Origin of the sequence: Streptococcus sp. UMB0029, from assembly GCF_002871495.1 — a bacterium.
Lineage (GTDB): Bacteria > Bacillota > Bacilli > Lactobacillales > Streptococcaceae > Streptococcus.
In genome coordinates this window covers 91326-114086 of the sequence record NZ_PNGD01000001.1, presented here as the reverse complement: position 1 = coordinate 114086, position 22761 = coordinate 91326, and the positions used below count along the sequence as shown (strand labels likewise).

22 protein-coding genes and 2 pseudogenes are annotated in these 22761 nt (G+C 38.4%); 19 read left to right on the top strand and 5 right to left on the bottom strand.

Translation table 11 applies throughout. From position 1 onward, the window contains the following. Positions 1 to 54 precede the first annotated feature (54 nt). The 8 genes from CJ239_RS00495 (at position 55) to CJ239_RS00460 (ending at position 7724) form a co-directional block, all read left to right on the top strand. Positions 55 to 969: a DMT family transporter gene (locus CJ239_RS00495; protein WP_102210172.1), complete on the top strand. Its 915-nt coding sequence runs from the start codon at positions 55 to 57 to the stop codon at positions 967 to 969. A 3-nt stretch (positions 970 to 972) separates the two neighbouring features. Beyond that, the gene (locus tag CJ239_RS00490) at positions 973 to 1677 is read left to right on the top strand and encodes a methyltransferase domain-containing protein (RefSeq protein ID WP_180958176.1); all 705 of its coding nucleotides are present in this window, start codon (positions 973 to 975) and stop codon (positions 1675 to 1677) included. Next, complete coding sequence (locus tag CJ239_RS00485) at positions 1655 to 2377, top strand: class I SAM-dependent methyltransferase (RefSeq protein ID WP_102210171.1); 723 nt, start codon at positions 1655 to 1657, stop codon at positions 2375 to 2377. Before CJ239_RS00490 ends, CJ239_RS00485 begins: the two co-directional genes overlap by 23 nt. A 305-nt stretch (positions 2378 to 2682) precedes the next feature. Further along, positions 2683 to 3519 carry a PRD domain-containing protein gene (locus tag CJ239_RS00480; RefSeq protein ID WP_102210170.1) on the top strand — a complete coding sequence of 279 codons (837 nt, stop codon included), beginning with the start codon at positions 2683 to 2685 and terminating at the stop codon, positions 3517 to 3519. Between the two features lie 35 nt (positions 3520 to 3554). Then, positions 3555 to 3872, top strand: coding sequence for a PTS lactose/cellobiose transporter subunit IIA (locus CJ239_RS00475; protein WP_102210169.1), 318 nt, complete (start codon positions 3555 to 3557; stop codon positions 3870 to 3872). Then, positions 3872 to 5563, top strand: a complete 1692-nt coding sequence (locus CJ239_RS00470; protein WP_102210168.1) for a lactose-specific PTS transporter subunit EIIC — start codon at positions 3872 to 3874, stop codon at positions 5561 to 5563. The genes CJ239_RS00475 and CJ239_RS00470 overlap by 1 nt, the downstream gene beginning before the upstream one ends. Positions 5564 to 6018: 455 nt before the next feature. After that, a complete protein-coding gene (gene lacG / locus CJ239_RS00465; protein WP_102210167.1) occupies positions 6019 to 7425 on the top strand; it encodes a 6-phospho-beta-galactosidase in 1407 nt (468 codons plus the stop codon). 119 nt (positions 7426 to 7544) lie between these two features. Beyond that, positions 7545 to 7724, top strand: a complete 180-nt coding sequence (locus tag CJ239_RS00460) for a DUF3884 family protein (protein ID WP_102210166.1) — start codon at positions 7545 to 7547, stop codon at positions 7722 to 7724. 104 nt (positions 7725 to 7828) lie between these two features. On the opposite strand, the gene CJ239_RS00455 is transcribed toward CJ239_RS00460, so the two are convergent. From CJ239_RS00455 to nrdH, 4 genes are all read right to left on the bottom strand, one after another. Continuing rightward, positions 7829 to 8596 carry a DeoR/GlpR family DNA-binding transcription regulator gene (locus tag CJ239_RS00455; protein WP_049522295.1) on the bottom strand — a complete coding sequence of 256 codons (768 nt, stop codon included), beginning with the start codon at positions 8594 to 8596 and terminating at the stop codon, positions 7829 to 7831. 142 nt (positions 8597 to 8738) lie between these two features. Then, positions 8739 to 9701: a class 1b ribonucleoside-diphosphate reductase subunit beta gene (gene nrdF / locus CJ239_RS00450; protein WP_033683563.1), complete on the bottom strand. Its 963-nt coding sequence runs from the start codon at positions 9699 to 9701 to the stop codon at positions 8739 to 8741. A gap of 189 nt (positions 9702 to 9890) precedes the next feature. Next, positions 9891 to 12050 carry a class 1b ribonucleoside-diphosphate reductase subunit alpha gene (gene nrdE, locus CJ239_RS00445; protein ID WP_102210165.1) on the bottom strand — a complete coding sequence of 720 codons (2160 nt, stop codon included), beginning with the start codon at positions 12048 to 12050 and terminating at the stop codon, positions 9891 to 9893. Positions 12051 to 12130: 80 nt separating this feature from the next. After that, the gene (gene nrdH, locus CJ239_RS00440; RefSeq protein ID WP_102210164.1) at positions 12131 to 12349 is read right to left on the bottom strand and encodes a glutaredoxin-like protein NrdH; all 219 of its coding nucleotides are present in this window, start codon (positions 12347 to 12349) and stop codon (positions 12131 to 12133) included. Positions 12350 to 12698: 349 nt separating this feature from the next. Between nrdH and CJ239_RS00435 the strand changes: the two genes are divergently transcribed. The 11 genes and pseudogenes from CJ239_RS00435 (at position 12699) to pdrM (ending at position 22612) form a co-directional block, all read left to right on the top strand. Continuing rightward, the gene (locus tag CJ239_RS00435) at positions 12699 to 12962 is read left to right on the top strand and encodes a phosphocarrier protein HPr (protein WP_000146947.1); all 264 of its coding nucleotides are present in this window, start codon (positions 12699 to 12701) and stop codon (positions 12960 to 12962) included. Between the two features lie 5 nt (positions 12963 to 12967). Beyond that, complete coding sequence (ptsP, locus tag CJ239_RS00430) at positions 12968 to 14701, top strand: phosphoenolpyruvate--protein phosphotransferase (protein ID WP_004241506.1); 1734 nt, start codon at positions 12968 to 12970, stop codon at positions 14699 to 14701. Positions 14702 to 14833: 132 nt separating this feature from the next. After that, a complete protein-coding gene (locus CJ239_RS00425; protein WP_000031481.1) occupies positions 14834 to 15328 on the top strand; it encodes a YkgJ family cysteine cluster protein in 495 nt (164 codons plus the stop codon). 57 nt (positions 15329 to 15385) lie between these two features. Beyond that, positions 15386 to 15928 (top strand): annotated as a pseudogene (locus tag CJ239_RS00420) (ClbS/DfsB family four-helix bundle protein); the annotation flags it as partial. 611 nt (positions 15929 to 16539) lie between these two features. Beyond that, positions 16540 to 16734 (top strand): annotated as a pseudogene (tnpA, locus tag CJ239_RS00415) (IS200/IS605 family transposase); the annotation flags it as partial. A gap of 317 nt (positions 16735 to 17051) precedes the next feature. Next, positions 17052 to 17990 (top strand): FRG domain-containing protein, encoded by a 939-nt coding sequence (locus CJ239_RS00410; protein ID WP_102210162.1) that lies wholly within the window; start codon positions 17052 to 17054, stop codon positions 17988 to 17990. Between the two features lie 59 nt (positions 17991 to 18049). Continuing rightward, on the top strand, positions 18050 to 18742 hold the full coding sequence (locus CJ239_RS00405) for a YjjG family noncanonical pyrimidine nucleotidase (protein WP_102210161.1): 693 nt from the start codon (positions 18050 to 18052) through the stop codon (positions 18740 to 18742). 61 nt (positions 18743 to 18803) lie between these two features. Continuing rightward, entirely contained in the window at positions 18804 to 19457 is a 654-nt protein-coding gene (locus CJ239_RS00400) for a uracil-DNA glycosylase (protein ID WP_102210160.1), read from the top strand. 9 nt (positions 19458 to 19466) lie between these two features. After that, a complete protein-coding gene (locus tag CJ239_RS00395) occupies positions 19467 to 19931 on the top strand; it encodes an 8-oxo-dGTP diphosphatase (protein ID WP_102210159.1) in 465 nt (154 codons plus the stop codon). Positions 19932 to 19943: 12 nt separating this feature from the next. After that, positions 19944 to 21212, top strand: a complete 1269-nt coding sequence (locus CJ239_RS00390; protein WP_102210158.1) for a dihydroorotase — start codon at positions 19944 to 19946, stop codon at positions 21210 to 21212. A gap of 41 nt (positions 21213 to 21253) precedes the next feature. Next, positions 21254 to 22612: a sodium-coupled multidrug efflux MATE transporter PdrM gene (pdrM, locus tag CJ239_RS00385; RefSeq protein WP_102210157.1), complete on the top strand. Its 1359-nt coding sequence runs from the start codon at positions 21254 to 21256 to the stop codon at positions 22610 to 22612. 5 nt (positions 22613 to 22617) lie between these two features. On the opposite strand, the gene CJ239_RS11555 is transcribed toward pdrM, so the two are convergent. Beyond that, the coding region (locus CJ239_RS11555) for a transposase (protein ID WP_180958175.1) at positions 22618 to 22761 on the bottom strand (144 nt) is incomplete at its 5' end.

The following is a 22761-nucleotide window of genomic DNA, read 5'->3' as shown; positions in this document are numbered from 1 at the left end:
GTAGAATAAAAGACAAAAAATATCATCAATATCTTTTGAAAGAAGGGGAAATAAATGAAACGAGGTTCAAATTTTATTTTTTTGATTTCTATATTAATTACCACACTTTTTATGGGGTCGTCTTTTCCAACTGGGAAATATCTCATAGTAGTTGAAAAGACTCCTCCATTATTACTTGGGGGTGTTCGATTTATTATTGCTGGGTTAGTGATGTTGGTATTATCGTTTTTATTTGGCAAGGGAGGGACTATCATCCCTAAAAGTCAAGGTAGCAAGATAAAGGGGTTTATATTGGTTGTGACTATCGGCCTCTTACAGACAGCTGGAACCATGGGATTTCTTAATCTTGCCCTAGCTCATGATGTGTCGTCATCGATGTCTTCCATTATCTTATTTACGAATCCTCTTTGGTTAGCTTTCTTAGCACATTTTTTGTTAAAAGATACATTGACTATTCAGAAGATAAGTGCCTTAGTATTAGGTGTGGCTGGAGTTGTTACTTGTATTGGGCTAGATGTATCTGCGTTTAGTTTAGGTGCTTTGTTTGCTTTACTTGGTTCATTTTGTTGGTCGGTCAATACAGTTGTCACCAAGAAAATTCCTTTTGATAATGGTCCATGGATATTTACAGCTTGGCAATTGTTATTAGGTGGGGTATTCCTTTACTTATTCTCAATACCTGTGCATGAAAGTTATAACTTTCTAAATTTAGGATTTTGGGGCTGGGTTTGGTTTATATGGTTAATTATTCCTGCGTCTGTTGGTTCGTTTGGACTGTGGTTTTATAGTCTAGGACAAAGTGGAGCAACAGTAGCCAGCAGTTTCTTGTTTTTAGTTCCAGTATTTTCAACTATCTTTTCTATTATGGGCTTACATGAGCCGTTTACATTGAATTTGGTTCTTGGGGGTTCGATGGTTGTGTTAGCATTGGTATTAGTGAACTGGAAAGTCAAGGGAGAAGAGGAGTAGTCTATGGAAGTTGGAAATGATATTGTTATTCAAAATGGAACACAATGGAGTTTTGGTAATGGTGTAGCTCAACATTTTGATGAGCATGTTAGACAATCCATTCCTTTATATGATGAAGGACATGACCTTGTTTGTCATCTAAGCGATTTTTTTATTCGTGACCATTCCTTATGTTATGAGCTAGGCTCCGCAACGGGTAATCTGATTGGTAAATTATACCAGCGTCACAAGTCTAAAAAAGAAGTTCGTTTTATCGGGATAGAAGAGATTCCAGAAATGAATCAGGTGGCACAATCAAAATTTCCTGAGCTTGAATTTATAACAAGCTCCGTGGAGGAAGCCAGGTTAGAACCCAGCGATTTAATTATTAGCTATTATTTCCTTCAGTTTATTCTCCCAGACAAGAGAATAAAGATTTTATCAAAAATATATGAATCTTTAGTTGAAGGTGGAGCGTTTATTCTATTTGAGAAAGAAATCCTGACAGATCCGAAGGTAAATAAGTTGATAGTTTCCAATTATATTAAATTCAAGCAAGAACATGGATTTAGTCCAGAAGAAATTCTATCTAAGCAATTGAGCTTGGAGGGAGTTATGATTAACCATACTCACGCTGAAAATAAAGAAATGTTAAAGAGTGCTGGATTTCATCATGTAGAAACGATAATGAGATATGGAGAGTTCAATGGATACATTTGTTTTAAATGAAGATAATCACAAGAAATGGGAAGAATTACACGCCCAATCATCAAAAACAGAGACACGCTTAGTTCCTAATGATGCAGTTCAAAAGATTTTTTCTTTGAGAAATCAAATCGTTACTCAAAACGATGAGTGTAGGGTATTAGAAGTTGGTTGTGGTTTTGGAAGGAATCTTTACTATTTAATTGAAAATCATTATGCGGATACTTATTGTGGTGTAGATTTAACAAAAGAGGCCGCTGATAGTGTAAAACGATTATTGACTAAGTCATTTCCACAATTTAATTGTCATATAACACAGACAGATGTAGGTAAAGGTTTAGATTTTCCTGACAACCATTTCGATTCTATATTTGATATAATGTCTGCGATTACATTTATAGTGGATGAAAAAGATAGACAGAACTATTTTTCAGAGGTAAAAAGGATGTTGAAAACAGGAGGAATGTATTATTTTTATTGTCCAAGGAAAGATGGAATTTTCCGAGACGCAATTCCGGATAATTCTTTACTAGAAAAAGGTTATATACGTAGAAAACTAGATTCAATGTTAGAAAGAGTTTATACAGAAAGTGAGTTAATTGAATTATTGGCTCCTATGCGTCTTGTAAAATTAGAAATCGGTTCAAAACATACTAGAGCTTTTGGTGATGAGTTGTTTATTAGGGATAATGGATTTTGGTTTGGAGCTTTCAAAAAAATATAGAGTTATTAGTACACTTGTTTTTGAATTGAGATGAAATTTTCTGCGCTATAAACACTTGTTTTCTAATTTTGTTTACGGTTTTATTTTTTGATAAAAATATACTCAAATAAAGTAAAAAAAGTTATTCGTAAGGGTTTACAAACCAACTTACTTGTGTTATACTTAAATCACAAGTTAATACAAGGTGAGTGTTACTAAGTAATATTAGGCATGATCACAGGTGAATTAGAAATCAGCTGATTTTCTAGTTCATTTGTGGTCATTTTTTATACTCATATACCTTTAAGATATAAAAGGAGGTTGACATGTATCGAATTCTAAATCCAATGAATCACAATGTCTCGCTTGTCAGGAATGATAAAGGAGAAGAAGTGATTGTAATTGGTAAGGGGATTGCATTCGGAAAGAAGAAGGGGGATTTGATTGCTGAACAGCAGGTTGAGAAAATCTTTCGGATGAAGACCGAAGAGTCCAGAGAAAACTTTATGGCTCTTCTCAAAGATGTTCCGCTTGATTTTATCACAGTGACCTATGAAATCATTGATAAGCTATCAAAGAAATATCATTATCCGATTCAAGAATATCTTTACGTAACCTTGACAGACCATATTTACTGTTCTTACCAAGCTCTAGCACAAGGAAGGTACAAGGATAGTAATCTGCCAGATATTTCCACTAAGTATCCTGTCGCTTTTCAAATCGCAAATGAAGCTTTTGAAATTTACCGTCAGAAGCTAGCGGATCATTTTCCTGAGGACGAAATTATTCGGATTGCTTATCATTTCATTAATGCCGAAGGTGAAAATGAAGTGGAAGTTGTGGAGTCGATTGATAAGAGGAAAGAAATTCTCAGCAATGTTGAAGAAGTGCTAAAGGGGTATGCAATTCAACGAACTAAAGAGAATAATCATTTCTATGATCGTTTTATGATTCATTTGAATTATTTCTTGGATTATTTAGACAGATCTAGAGATGATAACCAATCACTTCTAGATATGGAAGACCATGTCAAACAATCCTATCCAAGAGCGTTTGAAATTGGTTCCAAGATATACGATGTGATTACGCAACATACGGGTCTTGATTTGTATAAAAGTGAACGAGTTTATCTTGTTCTACATATCCAACGTTTATTGTCATAAAAATTTATTAAAAACTATATAAGGAGAATTCTATCATGAATAGAGAAGAAGTAACATTGTTAGGTTTTGAAATCGTAGCCTATGCTGGCGATGCTCGTTCAAAACTATTGGAAGCCTTGAAGAATGCTGAAGCTGGTGATTTTGAAAAAGCGGACGCTCTGGTAGAGGAAGCTAATAGCTGTATCGCAGAGGCTCACCACGCGCAAACAAGTCTGTTGACTAAGGAAGCAGCTGGTGAGGACTTAGCTTATAGTGTAACCATGATGCATGGCCAAGACCACTTGATGACAACTATCTTGTTAAAAGATTTGATGCACCATTTAATTGAGCTCTATAAGAGAGGAGTTAAGTAATGAATAAATTAATTGCATTTATCGAGAAAGGAAAACCTTCCTTTGAGAAATTATCTCGTAATATCTATCTTCGTGCTATTCGTGATGGTTTCATTGCAGGTATGCCTGTTATTCTCTTCTCAAGTATCTTTATCTTGATTGCCTTTGTACCAAACTCATGGGGCTTTAAATGGTCTGATGAAGTTGTAGCCTTTCTGATGAAACCTTATAGCTATTCAATGGGTATCTTGGCTTTGTTGGTAGCTGGTACAACAGCTAAGTCATTGACCGACTCAGTCAATCGAAGCATGGAGAAAACCAATCAAATCAACTATATGTCAACACTTTTAGCAGCAATTGTTGGTTTGTTGATGTTGGCAGCTGATCCTATCGAAAATGGTCTAGCTACTGGATTCTTGGGGACAAAAGGTTTGCTTTCAGCCTTCCTTGCTGCCTTTGTTACAGTAGCTATCTATAAGGTATGTGTTAAGAACAACGTTACCATTCGTATGCCTGACGAAGTTCCACCAAATATCTCACAAGTCTTTAAAGATGTGATTCCATTCACTCTATCAGTTGTTTCTCTTTATGCTCTTGATTTATTAGCTCGTCATTTTGTTGGTGCAAGCGTAGCTGAATCAATCGGTAAATTCTTTGCACCATTATTCTCTGCTGCTGATGGTTATCTAGGTATTACCATTATCTTTGGTGCCTTTGCCTTCTTCTGGTTTGTTGGTATCCATGGTCCATCTATCGTTGAACCAGCAATCGCGGCTATTACCTATGCAAATGCTGAAGTCAACTTGAACCTTCTTCAACAAGGTATGCACGCTGACAAGATTCTTACTTCTGGTACACAAATGTTTATCGTTACCATGGGTGGTACTGGTGCGACACTGGTTGTTCCATTCATGTTCATGTGGTTAACAAAATCAAAACGTAACCGTGCAATCGGACGTGCTTCAGTAGTTCCTACCTTCTTCGGTGTAAATGAACCAATCTTGTTTGGTGCACCACTTGTATTGAACCCAATCTTCTTCATTCCATTTATCTTTGCTCCAATCGCAAACGTTTGGATCTTCAAATTCTTTATTGAAACTCTTGGAATGAACTCATTTACTGCTAATCTACCATGGACAACTCCAGCTCCACTAGGTTTAGTTCTTGGTACTAACTTCCAAGTTCTATCATTCATTCTTGCTGCTCTTCTAATCGTGGTTGACGTAGTCATTTACTATCCATTCCTTAAAGTATATGATGAACAAATTCTAGAAGAAGAACGTTCAGGTAAGTCTAATGATGAATTGAAAGAAAAAGTTGCTGCAAACTTCAACACTGCAAAAGCAGATGCTATTCTTGAAAAAGCTGGTGTAGAAGCGGCTCAAAATACAATCACTGATGAAACAAATGTCCTCGTTCTCTGTGCAGGTGGAGGGACAAGTGGACTTCTTGCAAATGCTTTGAATAAGGCAGCTGCAGAATACAATGTTCCTGTGAAAGCAGCAGCAGGTGGCTATGGTGCTCACCGTGAAATGTTGCCAGAGTTTGATCTTGTTATCCTAGCTCCTCAAGTTGCTTCAAACTTTGAAGACATGAAAGCAGAAACAGATAAACTCGGTATTAAACTTGCCAAGACAGAAGGCGCTCAATACATCAAATTAACTCGTGATGGAAAAGGTGCACTAGCATTTGTACAAGCTCAATTCGATTAACGATAGGGACTGTGAAACAGTCTCCTCTCGTTACGGAAATCGCTATGGCGAATTTCCTAATCGCCTTGTTAATTCGTCGGTAAAAAGATATCGTTTTTACCTCCTCATGTCACAATTTGATTAATAATAGGGACTATGAAATAGTTTCCTCTCGTTGCGGAAATCGCTATGGCGAATTTCCTAATCGCCTTATTAATTCGTCGGTAAAAAGATATCGTTTTTACCTTCTCATGTCACAATTCGATTAATAATAGGGACTATGAAATAGTTTCCTCTCGTTACGGAAATCGCTATGGCGAATTTCCTAATCGCCTTGTTAATTCGTCGGTAAAAAGATATTGTTTTTACCTTCTCATGTCACAATTTGGTGACTTAGTATAAGAAGTGAGATGGAGAATAAAGCCTCACTAGCCTCCTCTCCATCTTATTTCTTTTTTAATTAAAAGGAGAATTATATGTCAAAAACATTACCAAAAGACTTTATTTTCGGTGGCGCAACAGCTGCTTATCAAGCAGAAGGTGCTACACATACTGATGGAAAAGGACCAGTTGCTTGGGATAAATATCTTGAAGATAACTACTGGTACACTGCGGAGCCAGCTAGTGATTTTTACAATCGATATCCAGTTGACCTCAAGCTAGCAGAAGAGTATGGTGTCAATGGTATTCGAATTTCTATTGCCTGGTCACGTATTTTCCCAACCGGTTACGGTCAAGTAAATGCTAAAGGTGTTGAGTTTTATCATAATTTATTTGCAGAGTGTCACAAACGTCATGTTGAACCCTTTGTAACTCTTCATCACTTTGATACGCCAGAAGCTCTCCACTCAAATGGAGACTTCTTAAACCGTGAAAATATTGAACACTTTGTAGACTACGCTGCCTTCTGTTTTGAAGAATTTCCAGAAGTCAACTATTGGACAACCTTTAATGAAATTGGGCCAATCGGTGATGGTCAATACTTGGTTGGGAAATTTCCTCCTGGTATTCAGTACGACCTTGCCAAAGTATTTCAATCTCACCACAATATGATGGTATCTCATGCACGTGCAGTCAAGCTATATAAAGAAAAAGGTTATAAAGGTGAAATTGGTGTTGTTCACGCACTGCCAACCAAGTATCCTTTGGATCCTAAAAATCCATCAGATGTTCGCGCTGCTGAATTGGAAGATATTATTCACAATAAATTTATCTTGGATGCAACTTATCTAGGTAGCTATTCAGCTGAAACGATGGAAGGTGTCAACCATATCTTATCCGTCAATGGTGGTAGCTTAGATCTTCGTGAAGAAGATTTCACAGCATTAGAAGCTGCAAAAGACTTGAACGACTTCCTTGGAATAAATTACTATATGAGTGACTGGATGGAAGCATTTGATGGAGAAACTGAAATTATCCATAATGGTAAGGGTGAGAAAGGAAGCTCTAAGTACCAAATTAAAGGTGTTGGTCGTCGTGTAGCTCCTGACTATGTACCTCGCACTGACTGGGACTGGATCATTTATCCTCAAGGGCTATATAATCAGATCATGCGCGTGAAGAAAGATTATCCTAACTACAAGAAGATTTATATCACTGAAAATGGCCTTGGTTATAAAGATGAGTTCGTTGATAACACCGTTTACGACGATGGTCGTATTGATTATGTCAAACAACACTTGGAAGTCTTATCTGATGCTATTGCTGATGATGCAAACGTCAAAGGATACTTCATCTGGTCATTGATGGATGTCTTCTCTTGGTCAAATGGGTATGAAAAACGCTACGGTCTCTTTTATGTAGACTTTGAAACTCAAGAACGTTATCCTAAGAAATCAGCTCACTGGTACAAGAAAGTAGCGGAAACTCAAGTAATTGAGTAGTAGAATTAGTAATTAGATATAGAATTCTAGTGAGGCAAAAAGATGTTCAAAGATTTTATTCAATCAATTTATGAAAAGTTTATATTATCAATTTTGATAAATGTTCTCAAATACCTTGTTTGACTAATGAGGAGCTGAAAAATCTTGGGAAATGGTATGTCTCTACCGGTAAAGAATGGATTTGCCATTCAGACTATGAGCTGGAAGAATTTAGAAATATCTTTTTAAATTGTATCAATCCTGAAGAACGAGATAATATCTCCTTTGATTCAGATTTTATGCCGTTTCAACAATCATAAAGAATCTAGGAAGCTCTTTGTAAAAATCTTCATCAAAAAATGCGTCATATCAAGATTCTTATTTTCTTGATATGACGCATTTTAAATTTTATCAATCCTCAGTTTTATGGTTTAGAAAGAATAATTTTTGTTTGTTTCGAAAGTTGGTCGAAGGTTTCTTTGCTCAGTTTAGAATCTGAAACGATGGTATCAATATCAGAGATGTTGTAGAAGGTATAAAAATCAAATTTATTGAACTTACTATTGTCAGCTAGTAAGTATTTTTTATTGGAATTATTGAGGGCGATGCGTTGAGATTCACCTTCCTCTTCACTAAAGGTCGCAATCGCATTGTCTTTAATACCATTACAGCTAACGAAAGCTTTAGAAAATTGGAGATTGGCTAGGTTTTGCAAGGTTAGTGTTCCGACAAAGGCTCCAGTGATAGAGCGATAGTTTCCACCAATTAAAATCAAATCTGTTAGTTTTCGTTCGTTTAAGATGAGAAAGACTGGTAAACTGTTTGTTACAACACGAATATTATCGATTGGAAGTTCACGGGCAAAAGATTCCAAGGTTGTCCCTGGACCTATAAAAATGGTTTCGCCTTCATCGATTAAATGACCTGCAAAACGGCTGATTTCTTGTTTTTCTGCAATCTGTAAGCTTTGTTTTTCAATATTGGAACGTTCATTGTTTAAAATAGAACCTGTGCGAATTTTCTCAGCTCCCCCATGCACTCGAACAAGTAAATCTTTGTCTGCTAACTCTTGCAAGTAGCGTCTAGCAGTCATATCTGATACATCTAAGCGAGTCATGATTTCTTTTACAGTAATAGTTCCCTTTGTATTTACCGTTTCTAGAATATTATCTAGTTTTTCCTGCTTTAACATCTTTATCACCTCTATTTCTATTACTATTTTATCATAAAGTGTTCAATCAATCAATTTAAAAAACAAAAGAAAACAAAAACAAAAATATCATGGTTGTTTTAAACAAACCATGATATTTGTTATCAGTTCTGGGATAAATGAATTAGTCCAAACCGTAGTTGTAGTCATCGTCTTGCATGGCTTCAACTTCACCAAGGAGGTAACCATTTCCGACTTGAGAGAAGAAGTCGTGGTTGGAAGTTCCTGTTGAAATACCGTTCATAACGATTGGGTTGACATCATCAGCTGAATCTGGGAAGAGCGGATCTTGTCCCAGGTTCATGAGAGCTTTATTGGCATTGTAGCGAAGGAAGGTTTTAACTTCTTCCGTCCAACCAACACCGTCATAGAGGCTTTCTGTATAGCCTTCTTCATTTTCATAAAGAGTGTAGAGGAGATCGTACATCCATTCTTTTAGCTTTTCTTGCTCTTCTTCAGGCAATTCATTGAAACCAAGTTGGAATTTGTAACCGATGTAGGTTCCGTGAACAGACTCATCACGAATAATCAGTTTGATGATTTCCGCAACGTTAGCTAGTTTGTTGTTACCAAGATAGTAGAGGGGAGTGAAGAAACCTGAATAGAAGAGGAAGGTTTCAAGGAAGACGCTGGCAACTTTCTTTTCAAGTGGGCTACCGTTGAGGTAGATTTCATTGACAATCTCAGCCTTCTTTTGTAGATAAGGATTGGTATTAGTCCATTCGAAAATTTCTTCAATCTCAGCCTTGGTATTCAAGGTAGAAAAGATTGATGAGTAAGATTTTGCATGGACAGATTCCATAAATTGGATGTTGTTGAAGACAGCTTCCTCATGCGGTGTACGGATGTCCGAGCGAAGGGCCTGAACCCCTGTTTCAGATTGCATAGTATCGAGAAGTGTTAAACCACCAAAGACTTTTCCGACCAAGTCTTTTTCCTTGTTTGATAGCTTTCTCCAGTCATCCAAGTCGTTTGACAAGGGAATACGTGTATCGAGCCAGAATTGCTCCGTTAACTTTTCCCAAGTTGATTTGTCGATGACATCTTCAATGGCATTCCAGTTAATGGCTTTGTAGTAAGTTTCCATTTGAAATCTCTTTCTGTATTTAGTATTGTGATTTCACAATTACCTCTATTTTATCATAAATCTAGAGGAGTATCGTACAAAAAGTCGGAAGACCGACTTTTATTTCATAGTATAGATGTTTGTTCCAGCTTAGTTTAGTGTGGTAAATGAATCGCTAATCTGAGAAAATGTAGTTTTCTCAAGCAAAGATTAAATCACACAGCTTTCACATTGGTTAGTACCGACTTCTCCACCATCATCTGTAAAGGTACGGACGTAGTAGATAGACTTGATACCCTTGTTAAAGGCATAGTTACGAAGGATAGACAAGTCACGTGTCGTTTGTTTGTTTTCTTTCTTCCATTCGTAAAGTCCTTTTGGAATGTCACTACGCATGAAGAGGGTAAGTGAAAGTCCTTGGTCCACGTGCTCAGTTGCAGCAGCGTAAACATCGATGACTTTACGCATATCCATGTCGTAGGCAGAAGTGTAGTAAGGAATGGTTTCTGTTGACAAGCCAGCAGCAGGGTAGTAGATTTTACCGATTTTCTTCTCTTGGCGTTCTTCAATACGTTGTGTAATCGGGTGGATAGAAGCAGAAACGTCATTGATGTAACTGATCGAACCATTTGGAGCAACAGCTAGACGGTTTTGGTGGTAAAGTCCATCTGCTTGAACCTTGTCGCGAAGTTCAGCCCAGTCAGCAGCACTTGGGATAAAGACATCTTTGAAGAGTTCTTTAACACGTTCTGATTTTGGAAGGAATTCGCCTGTAATATACTTGTCAAAGTAGCTTCCGTTAGCATAGTCTGATTTTTCAAAGTTGTGGAAGGTGATACCACGTTCACGCGCGATATTGTTTGACTCAACCAAGGTCCAGTAGTTCATAAGCATAAAGTAGATGCTTGTAAATTCAACAGACTCAGGCGATCCATATTCAATCAGTTGTTGGGCAAGGTAGCTGTGAAGTCCCATGGCACCAAGACCAAAGGTATGTGCTTGGCTATTTCCATGGTCGATAGTAGGAACAGCTACGATGTGTGAACTATCTGTAACGAAAGTAAGGGCTCGAACCATAGCACGGATAGAACGACCAAAGTCAGGTGAAGTCATCATGTTGACCACGTTGGTTGAACCAAGGTTACATGATACGTCTGTTCCCATTTGAAGAAATTCTTGAGCATCGTTGATCAAGCTTGGTTCTTGAACTTGAAGAATCTCAGAGCACAAGTTACTCATGATAATCTTACCATCAACAGGATTTGCACGGTTAGCCGTATCAATATTGACTACATAAGGGTAGCCAGACTCTTGTTGCAATTTTGAGATTTCAGTTTCTAAATCACGCGCCTTGATTTTTGTCTTGCGGATGTTTGGATTTGCGACCAATTCATCGTATTTTTCAGTGATGTCGATATAGTTGAATGGTACACCATATTCAAGCTCTACAGAGTAAGGACTGAAGAGGTACATTTCTTCATTTTTGCGAGCCAATTCGTAGAATTTATCTGGTACCACAACACCAAGTGATAGAGTCTTAACACGAACTTTTTCATCGGCATTTTCTTTCTTAGTTGAAAGGAAGGCGATAATATCTGGGTGGAAGACGTTGAGGTAGACAACACCAGCACCTTGACGTTGCCCCAATTGGTTTGAATAAGAGAAGCTGTCTTCAAAAAGCTTCATAACTGGTACGACACCAGAAGCTGCTCCTTCGTAGCCTTTGATAGGTGCACCAGCTTCACGAAGGTTGCTGAGGGTAATTCCCACACCACCACCAATACGTGAAAGTTGAAGAGCTGAGTTGATAGAACGTCCGATAGAGTTCATATCATCAGTTACTTGGATTAGGAAGCAAGATACTAACTCCCCACGGCGAGCACGTCCAGCATTCAAGAAGGAAGGAGTAGCAGGTTGGTAGCGTTGGTGGATGATTTCATTGGCAATATCGATTGCAACAGCTTCATTCCCGTCAGCGAAATAAAGGGCGTTAAAGAAGACACGGTCTTCCATGCTTTCAAGGTAATATTCACCGTCGTTGGTCTTCAAGGCATATTGATTGTAAAATTTATAAGCTGCCATGAAAGACTTGAATTGGAAGTTTTGGTCTTTGATAAATTGAGACAATTCTTCCAAAAATTCTGGACGGTATTTCTTGATAAAGGCTGTTTCGATGTAGTTGTGTTCAATCAGGTAGTTGATTTTATCTTTGATTGAATCAAAAACCATAGTGTTTGGAACTACATTTTCTTTAAAGAAAGCATCCAAGGCTTCCTTATCTTTATGAAGCATGATTTGTCCATTGACAGGACGGTTGATTTCGTTGTTGAGACGGAAGTAAGTCACGTCTTCAAGATGTTTTAATCCCATAAAATTTCCCTTATCTAATTACAAAAGAAAGGCTTCTAAGTTAGCCCTAGAAGCAGTTTCTTCTGGATGATGTACTAAGATTATGCTAATTGTTTCAGTTTTCCTGGTTGGAAACCTGAAAAGACTTCAGTTGGTGTTTGGATAACAGGAGCTGCGCTGAAACCGAGCTCTTTAACTTGATTGATGTACTCAGGTTGCTCATCAAGATTGATTTCACGATAAGCGACATTATTACTGTCCAAGAAACGTTTGGTCATCTTACATTGGACACAGTTGTTTTTAGAATAAACGGTTACCATTGTGTAACTCCTCTTTAAAATTTAATTCTATCCTAGTATATCAGAAAATAAATTTTTGTCAATGATTTAAAACTAAATATAGTGGTCTTTTTTTCTACATAACCCAGCAAAACACAATATGTAGTGTTTGTTTTGTAAGATAGTGATAATTATCCTACAAGTAGTTTTTTGGAAAACTATATCCTGTGTTTTGTTATCTAGAATAGAAGATTTTCAGCAAGTTATCTGAAAGGAAATCGAATAAATCCCATAAAATGCTTGAAAAAAATCCTAGAAGATGATATAATACCAAATTGTAAGGGTTATCACATATAACTCAAAAAAGAAAGAACAAAAGGAGAGTCAAACTATGGCTTCTAAAGATTTCCACGTAGTGGCAGAAACAGGTATTCACGCACGTCCAGCAACATTGTTGGTACAAACTGCTAGCAAATTTGCTTCAGATATCACTCTTGAGTACAAAGGTAAATCAGTTAACCTTAAATCAATCATGGGTGTTATGAGTCTTGGTGTTGGCCAAGGTGCTGACGTAACTATCTCAGCTGAAGGTGCAGATGCAGATGATGCTATCGCTGCAATCTCAGAAACAATGGAAAAAGAAGGATTGGCATAAGGAAAATGACAGAAATGCTTAAAGGAATCGCAGCATCTGACGGTGTTGCAGTTGCAAAAGCATATCTACTCGTTCAACCGGATTTGTCATTCGAGACTGTTTCAGTCGAAGATACAAACGCAGAAGAGGCTCGTTTGGATGTTGCTCTTGAAGCTTCTCAAAACGAGCTTTCACTTATCCGTGAGAAAGCTGTAGGTACGCTAGGTGAAGAAGCGGCACAAGTTTTTGACGCTCATTTGATGGTTCTTGCTGACCCAGAATTGATTGGTCAGATTAAAGAAACAATCCGTGCTAAGAAAGTCAATGCTGAAGCAGGTCTTAAAGAAGTGACTGACATGTTCATTACTATCTTTGAAGGCATGGAAGACAACCCATACATGCAAGAACGTGCAGCGGATATCCGCGACGTGACAAAACGTGTATTGGCAAACCTTCTTGGTAAAAAATTGCCAAACCCAGCTTCTATTAACGAAGAAGTAATCGTGATTGCACATGACTTGACACCATCTGATACAGCTCAATTGGACAAAAACTTTGTAAAAGCTTTTGTAACAAACATCGGTGGACGTACAAGCCACTCAGCTATCATGGCACGTACACTTGAAATTGCAGCTGTATTGGGAACAAATAACATCACTGAAGTGGTGAAAGATGGTGATATCCTTGCTGTTAACGGAATTACTGGTGAAGTGATTATCAACCCAACAGATGAACAAGCGGCAGAATTTAAAGCAGCTGGTGAAGCTTATGCTAAACAAAAAGCTGAATGGGCACTTTTGAAAGATGCTCAAACAGTGACTGCTGACGGTAAACACTTCGAGTTGGCTGCTAACATCGGTACTCCAAAAGACGTTGAAGGTGTTAACAACAACGGTGCAGAAGCTGTTGGACTTTACCGTACAGAGTTCTTGTACATGGATTCTCAAGATTTCCCAACAGAAGACGAGCAGTATGAAGCATACAAGGCTGTTCTTGAGGGAATGAATGGTAAACCAGTAGTTGTTCGTACAATGGATATCGGTGGAGATAAGGAACTTCCTTATTTCGATATGCCACATGAAATGAACCCATTCCTTGGATTCCGTGCCCTTCGTATCTCTATTTCTGAAACTGGAGATGCGATGTTCCGTACACAAATCCGTGCCCTACTTCGTGCTTCTGTTCATGGTCAATTGCGTATCATGTTCCCAATGGTTGCCCTTTTGAAAGAATTCCGTGCAGCTAAAGCAGTTTATGAAGAAGAAAAAGCAAACCTTCTTGCTGAAGGTGTTGCAGTTGCGGATGATATCCAAGTTGGTATCATGATTGAAATCCCTGCAGCAGCTATGCTTGCAGACCAATTTGCAAAAGAAGTAGACTTCATGTCAATTGGTACAAACGACTTGATCCAATACTCAATGGCGGCAGACCGTATGAACGAACAAGTTTCATATCTTTACCAACCTTATAACCCATCAATCCTTCGCTTGATTAACAACGTTATCAAGGCAGCTCACGCTGAAGGTAAATGGGCTGGTATGTGTGGTGAGATGGCTGGTGACCAAAAAGCTGTTCCACTTCTTGTCGGAATGGGCTTGGATGAATTCTCTATGTCAGCGACATCTGTACTTCGTACACGTAGCTTGATGAAGAAATTGGATACTGCTAAGATGGAAGAGTACGCTAACCGTGCCCTTACAGAGTGTTCAACAATGGAAGAAGTTCTTGAACTTCAAAAAGAATACGTTAACTTCGATTAATGTCATTAACCTTGTAACCTAGTTGCAAGGTTTTTTGACGCATTTTGGAAAAGTATAGTATTATAAAGTACACTTTTAAATGCTCCAGAGGCATGGTATAATAGGGGAAGTAAATAGAATAAGAGAGAAACCATGTCTAAAGAAATTGATATTGAATATTACCACCAGCTAGCCTTACAAAAGCAGAAGGAGCATCGCAAAGTCTTAGCCAATTTAAAGAAAAAGCCACCAAAAAATCTAGATAAGATAGCCCAGCAGATTCACCAAGAAGTTTTTGAGGAGATTGATTGCACCGCCTGTGCTAACTGTTGTAAGACTTTGGGACCTGACTTTAAAGAAGCAGATATTACACGAATCGCCAAGTATTTTAAGATGAAATTACCCGCTTTTGAAGCAGAGTTTCTGCAGGTGGATGAAGATGGAGACAAGGTTTTCAAATCCATGCCTTGTCCATTTTTAGGAGGGGATAATCTCTGTTCTATCTATGACGTTCGGCCAAAGGCCTGTCGTGAATTTCCCCATACAGACCGCAAAAAGATCCATCAAATCAACCATTTGACGATTAAGAATACCTTGACCTGTCCAGCAGCCTATCTCTTTGTTGAGAAATTAAAGGATAAGTTGTAGAGATTTAAAGGATAAAAAATTTCTAATAATAACTAGTAATGTGAAGGGAGTACTCCTGTTCCTAGACCAAAAACAAAAGAGGAGCTAGTGCTGGCCTCTAAGGAAAACTATGAGAAGCTCAATCGTTTCATCTCCCAACTAAGTGAAGATGAGCTACAGACTCCATTTGATTTTTCAAGAGACCCAAATAAAAAGGAAGCTCACTGGAAAAGGGATAAAAACCTGCGGGATGTCTTGATCCATCTTTATGAATGGCAGCAGTTACTTTTGACCTGGGGACATTCTAATCAAAAAGGTCACGAAAGATCTTTTCTTCCTGAACCTTATAATTGGAAAACTTATGGACAAATGAATGTCGCTTTTTGGAAGAAGCACCAGAAAACCTCCTTAGAAGAAGCGACTAGACTCCTAGAACAATCACATAGAGAGGTTTTAGAGTTGATGGAATGCTTTAGCAATGACGAACTCTTTACCAAAGGTGTCTATAAGTGGACGGGAGGGACAAGTCTAGGTTCCTACTTTATCAGTAGCACCGCCAGTCACTATGATTGGGCTATGAAAAAGCTCAAAGCACATCAGAAGAATTGTAAGTGTCATTAGTTCAAGTGACAATGAAACTTAGGAAAGTTTTTTTAAGTTTCGAATGACTTAGTTTTCCTTGTTTTTGAGCAATTCTAGCTTTAGAATCCTTCAAAAATTAACATTTAAGGCAATCAATGGCTTAGAATAGTGCGAAAACATTTAGTTTATAGGAATTCTAGGTCTAGAATTACAGGGATATTTATGAAGTTAGGGTATTCGATAGTTAGGATTGTTCTATTCTGAAAGATTTGTATTGTCAATTGTATAGGAAAGTGTTCGAATTTTTTTAAGTCATTAAATTAGTTCAGATAATGTTAATTGTGTGAGGTGCTTTATGTTATAATATTCTTAATGAATTTTCAGAAAGGACAACACTCAAATTGTCCTACAAATTTCTACTCTTCGAAATTTGTAGCAATTAAATGATACAAATAAACGATTAAAAACCCTTGAAATAGCTTGGTTTCAAGGGTTTTTCTATTATGTGACTATTAGTCCGTCTCTCTCCGTTAGGTGCGAGACAAATAAACCACCCGCTATGCGGGTGCGTGTCGAAGGTTATACCAAAAAACTCCAAACACGATACAATAAAGGTGTTCAAGCCAATTGTAAAGCGAAAGGAGAAAAATATGGCACAAAAGGCACATAGTTTATCACACACAAAGTGGATGTGTAAATATCACATTGTGTTCACCCCTAAGTATAGACGAAAAGTTATTTATAATCAATATCGAAGTAGTTTAGGCGAAATATTTCATCGCTTATGTAGTTATAAGGGTGTTGAAATTATCGAGGGTCACTTAGTGCCTGATCAGGTACATATTAGGGATAGTGGTAAGTAATACTAAAGCCTCTTTAAGAGGCAAGTGACGAGTCAAGAGCAATGAGGTTTGAACAACGTGAAAGCCAGCGTCTTTAGGCGCTGGCTGGTAATTTGGGCTTATAGCCCTGGTTCAAACCACCCGTTAGACGGTGGTCATGATTGTTAACAACAAAAATATGAGTCCAATTTTTAATATCCTATTTATTTAAAACATAGAAAAATGACAACACTTAAAAAGAACGAATAAGAATTTTAAAATAACTATTTGAGTATTTTTCGTTTCTTACTTTTTCTAAGTGTAAATGATATAATATACCTATGGCTATTAAAAATTATTTTGCAAATTCAATTGAATCGTATATTCAAACTATTAGAAAGATTAATTCAGATAATCCATCTCATAGACTATGGTATAGAGGGCAAAAGAATTCCGAATATGGGTTAATACCTGGAATTTGGCGTGAGGCTTATTCTGTTTTTAATTCGAGGAGAGAGAAAAACCCAATTCATCGAACAAATTTTTACAATCCTAAAGGAGAGGTAGTTGTTATGCCATCTCAAAATGTTCTTCTTGAAAAATTTAAGAGTAAGGCAAAGACAGAAGATATTATAGGACCGCAAAACGAAGTACAGTGGTTAGAACTAGCTCAACATTATGGCTTACTAACAAATTTATTAGATTGGTCTACAGACCCATTGGTTGCATTGTTTTTTGCTGTCTCTACAGTTGATTGTAAAAATAATAATCACACTTACTTAACTAAAAATCAAGTTATTTGTCGACAACATGATGAAGATGAGGATGAGATAATTAATGATCATGCTTCTGTATGGGTAATAAATCCGTTGGAAATAAACCGAATATTACTAAATGAACCTGGTTTAGAAGGAGTTTTTCAGAGTTTCAATCATAATGATATCGAGAGAATTAACCAAGAAATTTCTTTAAATTGTGGCACATTTTGTTTTGAGGGGTCTAAAATTAATCCTCGTATCACCAGACAATCAGGAAACTTCACACACTCAGGAACAAAACTCACACATCCTCTAGATTTTTTGTCAGCTACTCAATCAGAAATTATAAAAATTAATATACCTTATAATTGTATTTTTCAAATTATGAAAGACTTAAGTGCATTAGATATTACAAATCAATCTATATATTTTGGAAGTAATGAAAGAGATTTGACTGCAGGTGAAATTAAAGACGAAGTATATTCGGAGTTTATGGATTATCTGAATTCAATTATTGAGTAATTATTTTTCTTGCACCTCCTTTTGAATCTTTGCACTCCCTAGAAAGGAAAACTCTCAAATTGTCCTACAAATTTCTACTCTTCGACCTCGACCACACTCTTCTTGATTTTGATGCTGCTGAGGATGTGGCTCTAACGCAACTCCTAAAAGAAGAAGGGGTTACAGATATTCAGGCTTATAAGGACTATTATGTTCCTATGAACAAGGCTCTCTGGAAGGACTTGGAGCAAAAGAAAATCAGTAAACAAGAGCTGGTTAACACGCGCTTTTCTCGTTTATTTGCCCACTTTGGACAGGAAAAAGATGGTAGTTTTCTAGCCCAGCGTTACCAATTTTACCTAGCCCAACAGGGACAAACTCTTTCAGGCGCTCATGAACTCTTAGACAGTCTCATCGAGCGAGATTATGATCTGTATGCTGCGACAAATGGTATTACTGCCATTCAGACAGGGCGTTTGGCTCAATCTGGTCTAGCACCTTATTTCAATCAAGTTTTTATCTCTGAACAGCTACAAACACAAAAGCCTGATGCTCTCTTTTATGAAAAGATTGGCCAACAGATTGCAGGTTTTAGCAAAGAAAAGACGCTGATGATTGGAGATTCCCTAACCGCTGACATTCAAGGTGGTAATAATGCTGGGATTGCAACTATCTGGTACAACCCTTATCACCTCGAAAATCACACACAAGCCCAGCCGACTTACGAAGTCCATTCTTATCAAGATTTGCTGGATTGCTTAGATAAACTGTAAAAAGTGGTTTCCATAGCCACTTTTTGCTATAATAGAGGCAGTAAAAAGGAAGGAGTTGGCTATGGAACACTCGTCTTGGCATGCTTTGATTAAGGCGCAATTACCTGAGGGTTATTTTGCGAAAATCAATCAGTTTATGGAGCAGGTCTATTCTCAGGGAACTGTTTATCCACCTAAGGAAAAGGTTTTTCAGGCTCTCTTGTCCACACCCCTAGAAGACGTGAAGGTGGTGATTTTAGGACAGGATCCTTATCATGGGCCAGGTCAGGCGCAGGGCTTGAGTTTTTCTGTTCCTGACTCTATCCCAGCTCCGCCATCCTTGCAAAATATCTTGAAAGAATTGTCAGATGATATAGGAGTTAAGAAATCCCATGATTTGACGGCTTGGGCTGAGCAAGGAGTCTTGCTTCTTAATGCTTGTTTGACTGTTCCTGCTGGTCAGGCCAACGGTCATGCTGGGCAGATATGGGAGCCATTTACAGATGCTGTGATTCAGGTGGTCAATCATCTAGATAGGCCGGTGGTCTTTATACTTTGGGGAGCCTATGCACGCAGGAAGAAGGTATTAGTTACCAATCCTCAGCACTTGATTATCGAATCAGCTCATCCCAGTCCTTTATCGGTTTACAGAGGATTTTGGGGTTCCAAGCCTTTTTCAAAGGCCAATGCTTTTTTAGAAGATACAGGACAAGAGCCAATCGATTGGCTTAGATAAGGAGAAAATATGCCTCAGTTAGCGACAATTTGCTACATTGATAACGGGAAAGAACTGCTCATGCTCCATCGTAATAAGAAGCCAAATGATGTTCATGAAGGGAAATGGATTGGTGTGGGTGGTAAGCTAGAGAGAGGAGAGACGCCTCAGGAATGCGCGGCGCGTGAAATCCTCGAAGAGACAGGGCTCAAAGCCAAGCCAGTTCTAAAAGGTGTCATCACTTTTCCTGAATTCACGCCAGATTTAGACTGGTACACCTATGTTTTTAAAGTGACGGAGTTTGAAGGGGACTTGATTGATTGCAACGAGGGAACGCTAGAATGGGTTCCTTATGACGAGGTTTTGAGAAAGCCGACTTGGGAAGGTGACCATACCTTTGTTGAGTGGCTTTTAGAAGATAAACCCTTCTTTTCAGCCAAGTTTGTTTATGATGGGGATAAATTGTTGGATACCCAAGTTGATTTCTATGAATAAAGGAGAAAGCAGATGCTACTAATCAAAAACGGTCGTGTAATGGATCCCAAGTCTGGTTTGGATCAAGTGTGTGATGTCTTAGTCCAAGATGGGAAAATTGTCAAAATTGCGCCTGAGATCACGGAAGAAGGAGCAGAAATCATAGATGCTACAGGTCTTGTAGTTGCTCCTGGCTTGGTCGATATTCATGTTCATTTCCGTGAACCTGGTCAGACCCACAAGGAAGATATCCATACTGGTGCCCTAGCAGCCGCTGCAGGTGGTTTTACAACTGTTGTCATGATGGCTAATACTAGTCCAACCATTTCAGACGTTGAGACTTTGCAAGAAGTTCTCCAGTCAGCTGCCAAGGAGAAGATTAATGTCAAGACGGTTGCGACCATTACTAAAAACTTTAATGGGCAAGACTTGACTGACTTTAAGGAACTTTTAGAAGCTGGAGCAGTTGGATTTTCAGATGATGGCATTCCACTTGAAAGCAGTAAAGTTGTCAAGGAAGCCATGGAGGAAGCCAAAAAGCTTAATACCTTTATTAGTCTCCATGAGGAAGATCCAGGTTTGAACGGTATTCTTGGCTTTAATGAAAACATTGCTAAAGAACATTTCCATATCTGTGGTGCAACTGGGGTGGCTGAGTATGCTATGATGGCGCGTGATGTCATGATTGCCTATGCAACCAAGGCCCATGTTCATATTCAGCATTTGTCTAAGGAAGAAAGTGTTAAAGTAGTGGAGTTCGCTCAAGGGCTGGGAGCGCAAGTAACAGCAGAAGTAGCGCCACAGCATTTCTCTAAGACAGAAGCGCTCCTTTTGACACAAGGTAGCAATGCTAAGATGAATCCGCCGCTTCGTTTGGAATCAGACCGTCGTGCCGTGATTGAAGGTCTCAAGTCAGGTGTCATCACAGTTATCGCGACTGACCACGCGCCTCATCATGCAGATGAGAAAAATGTCGAAGATATTACCAAAGCGCCATCTGGTATGACTGGTTTGGAAACATCTCTATCTCTCGGTTTAACTTATTTGGTGGAAGCTGGTGAGTTAAGCCTGATGGAATTACTTGAAAAAATGACCTACAACCCATCCAAGCTTTACAACTTTGAAGCAGGTTACTTGGCTGAGAATGGTCCAGCGGACATCACTATTTTTGATGCTAAGGCTGACCGCCTTGTGGACTCCCATTTTGCTTCAAAAGCAGCTAATTCACCATTCATCGGTGAAACTTTAAAAGGTCAGGTTAAATATACCATCTGTAAGGGACAAATTGTCTATCAAAACTAGGTGGGAGTCTGCTCTATAAACAAAAAGAATAGAGAGCCTATATGTACCAGACCCATCATTTTAAAGACAAGTTTATCTTATTTTTAAAGATATTTTTCCCTATCCTAATTTATCAATTTGCCAATTATTCTGCCTCCTTTGTTGATACGACTATGACAGGTCAATACAGCACTATGGACTTGGCTGGTGTGTCTATGGCGACCAGTATCTGGAATCCTTTCTTTACCTTCCTGACAGGGATTGTGTCAGCCTTGGTGCCCATTATTGGTCACCATCTTGGTCGAGGCAAAAAGGAAGAAGTGGCATCTGATTTTTACCAGTTTATCTATTTAGCTCTGGGTCTATCTGTGGTCTTGCTGGGATTAGTACTTTTCCTGGCACCACCAATCTTGAATCATATTGGGTTAGAAGCTCCAGTGGCGGCAGTAGCTGTTCGTTATCTCTGGTTTTTATCTATCGGGATTATCCCCTTGTTGCTCTTTAGTGTCATTCGTTCCTTGCTGGATTCGCTGGGGTTGACCAAACTTTCCATGTATCTCATGCTTTTGTTACTTCCTCTCAATAGTGGATTTAACTATCTCTTGATTTACGGTGCCTTTGGTGTTCCAGAACTGGGAGGTGCTGGTGCTGGTTTAGGTACTTCTTTGGCCTACTGGGTCTTGCTGGGTATTTCTGTTCTGGTTTTATTTAAACAGGAGAAGCTCAAAGCCCTACATCTTGAGAAACGAATTCCATTTAATATGGATAAAATCAAGGAAGGAGTTCGATTGGGTCTGCCTATTGGGGGAACTGTCTTTGCGGAAGTGGCTATCTTTTCTGTGGTTGGTTTGATTATGGCGAAGTTCTCATCCTTGATTATTGCTAGTCACCAGTCAGCTATGAATTTTTCAAGTCTCATGTACGCCTTTCCTATGAGTATCTCATCGGCTATGGCCATTGTCGTTTCCTATGAAGTGGGAGCCAAGCGATTTGATGATGCGAAAACATATATTGGTCTAGGAAGGTGGACTGCCCTCATTTTTGCGGCCTTCACCTTATCCTTCCTTTACATTTTTCGAGGAAATGTGGCCAGTCTTTATGGGAACGACCCAGAATTTATCGATTTGACAGCGCGTTTTTTAACTTATAGTCTTTTCTTTCAGTTAGCAGATACCTTTGCGGCACCGCTTCAGGGAATTCTACGAGGTTATAAGGATACAGTTATTCCTTTTTATCTTGGTTTGATTGGTTATTGGGGCGTAGCAATCCCAGTTGCTATGCTATTTGATTCCTTAACAGATTTTGGAGCTTATTCTTACTGGATCGGTTTGATTATTAGCCTTATTGTGAGTGGGGCGCTCTACCGTTGGCGTTTAACTGTGATTATGAAGAGGTTTGAATCTTTAGAAAAATTTAAATGACATAGTCAATTAGTTTTAAAAAAGCGCTCCAAACATTCAAAAATATTTGGGACTTCCCTTAATAAATCCGTCACTTTCTTTTTCAAGATAGGCCAAGCTTGTTCAATAGGATTCAAATCTGGTGAATAAGGTGGTAGGGGTAAGAAAAA

Bases quoted from the DNA above. Each gene is read 5' to 3' on its own strand.
- CJ239_RS00495 (WP_102210172.1), top strand. From the start codon at position 55: ATGAAACGAGGTTCAAATTTTATTTTTTTGATTTCTATATTAATTACC.
- CJ239_RS00490 (WP_180958176.1), top strand. From the start codon at position 973: ATGGAAGTTGGAAATGATATTGTTATTCAAAATGGAACACAATGGAGT.
- CJ239_RS00485 (WP_102210171.1), top strand. From the start codon at position 1,655: ATGGATACATTTGTTTTAAATGAAGATAATCACAAGAAATGGGAAGAA.
- CJ239_RS00480 (WP_102210170.1), top strand. From the start codon at position 2,683: ATGTATCGAATTCTAAATCCAATGAATCACAATGTCTCGCTTGTCAGG.
- CJ239_RS00475 (WP_102210169.1), top strand. From the start codon at position 3,555: ATGAATAGAGAAGAAGTAACATTGTTAGGTTTTGAAATCGTAGCCTAT.
- CJ239_RS00470 (WP_102210168.1), top strand. From the start codon at position 3,872: ATGAATAAATTAATTGCATTTATCGAGAAAGGAAAACCTTCCTTTGAG.
- lacG (WP_102210167.1), top strand. From the start codon at position 6,019: ATGTCAAAAACATTACCAAAAGACTTTATTTTCGGTGGCGCAACAGCT.
- CJ239_RS00455 (WP_049522295.1), bottom strand. From the start codon at position 8,596: ATGTTAAAGCAGGAAAAACTAGATAATATTCTAGAAACGGTAAATACA.
- nrdF (WP_033683563.1), bottom strand. From the start codon at position 9,701: ATGGAAACTTACTACAAAGCCATTAACTGGAATGCCATTGAAGATGTC.
- nrdE (WP_102210165.1), bottom strand. From the start codon at position 12,050: ATGGGATTAAAACATCTTGAAGACGTGACTTACTTCCGTCTCAACAAC.
- nrdH (WP_102210164.1), bottom strand. From the start codon at position 12,349: ATGGTAACCGTTTATTCTAAAAACAACTGTGTCCAATGTAAGATGACC.
- CJ239_RS00435 (WP_000146947.1), top strand. From the start codon at position 12,699: ATGGCTTCTAAAGATTTCCACGTAGTGGCAGAAACAGGTATTCACGCA.
- ptsP (WP_004241506.1), top strand. From the start codon at position 12,968: ATGACAGAAATGCTTAAAGGAATCGCAGCATCTGACGGTGTTGCAGTT.
- CJ239_RS00425 (WP_000031481.1), top strand. From the start codon at position 14,834: ATGTCTAAAGAAATTGATATTGAATATTACCACCAGCTAGCCTTACAA.
- CJ239_RS00410 (WP_102210162.1), top strand. From the start codon at position 17,052: ATGGCTATTAAAAATTATTTTGCAAATTCAATTGAATCGTATATTCAA.
- CJ239_RS00400 (WP_102210160.1), top strand. From the start codon at position 18,804: ATGGAACACTCGTCTTGGCATGCTTTGATTAAGGCGCAATTACCTGAG.
- CJ239_RS00395 (WP_102210159.1), top strand. From the start codon at position 19,467: ATGCCTCAGTTAGCGACAATTTGCTACATTGATAACGGGAAAGAACTG.
- CJ239_RS00390 (WP_102210158.1), top strand. From the start codon at position 19,944: ATGCTACTAATCAAAAACGGTCGTGTAATGGATCCCAAGTCTGGTTTG.
- pdrM (WP_102210157.1), top strand. From the start codon at position 21,254: ATGTACCAGACCCATCATTTTAAAGACAAGTTTATCTTATTTTTAAAG.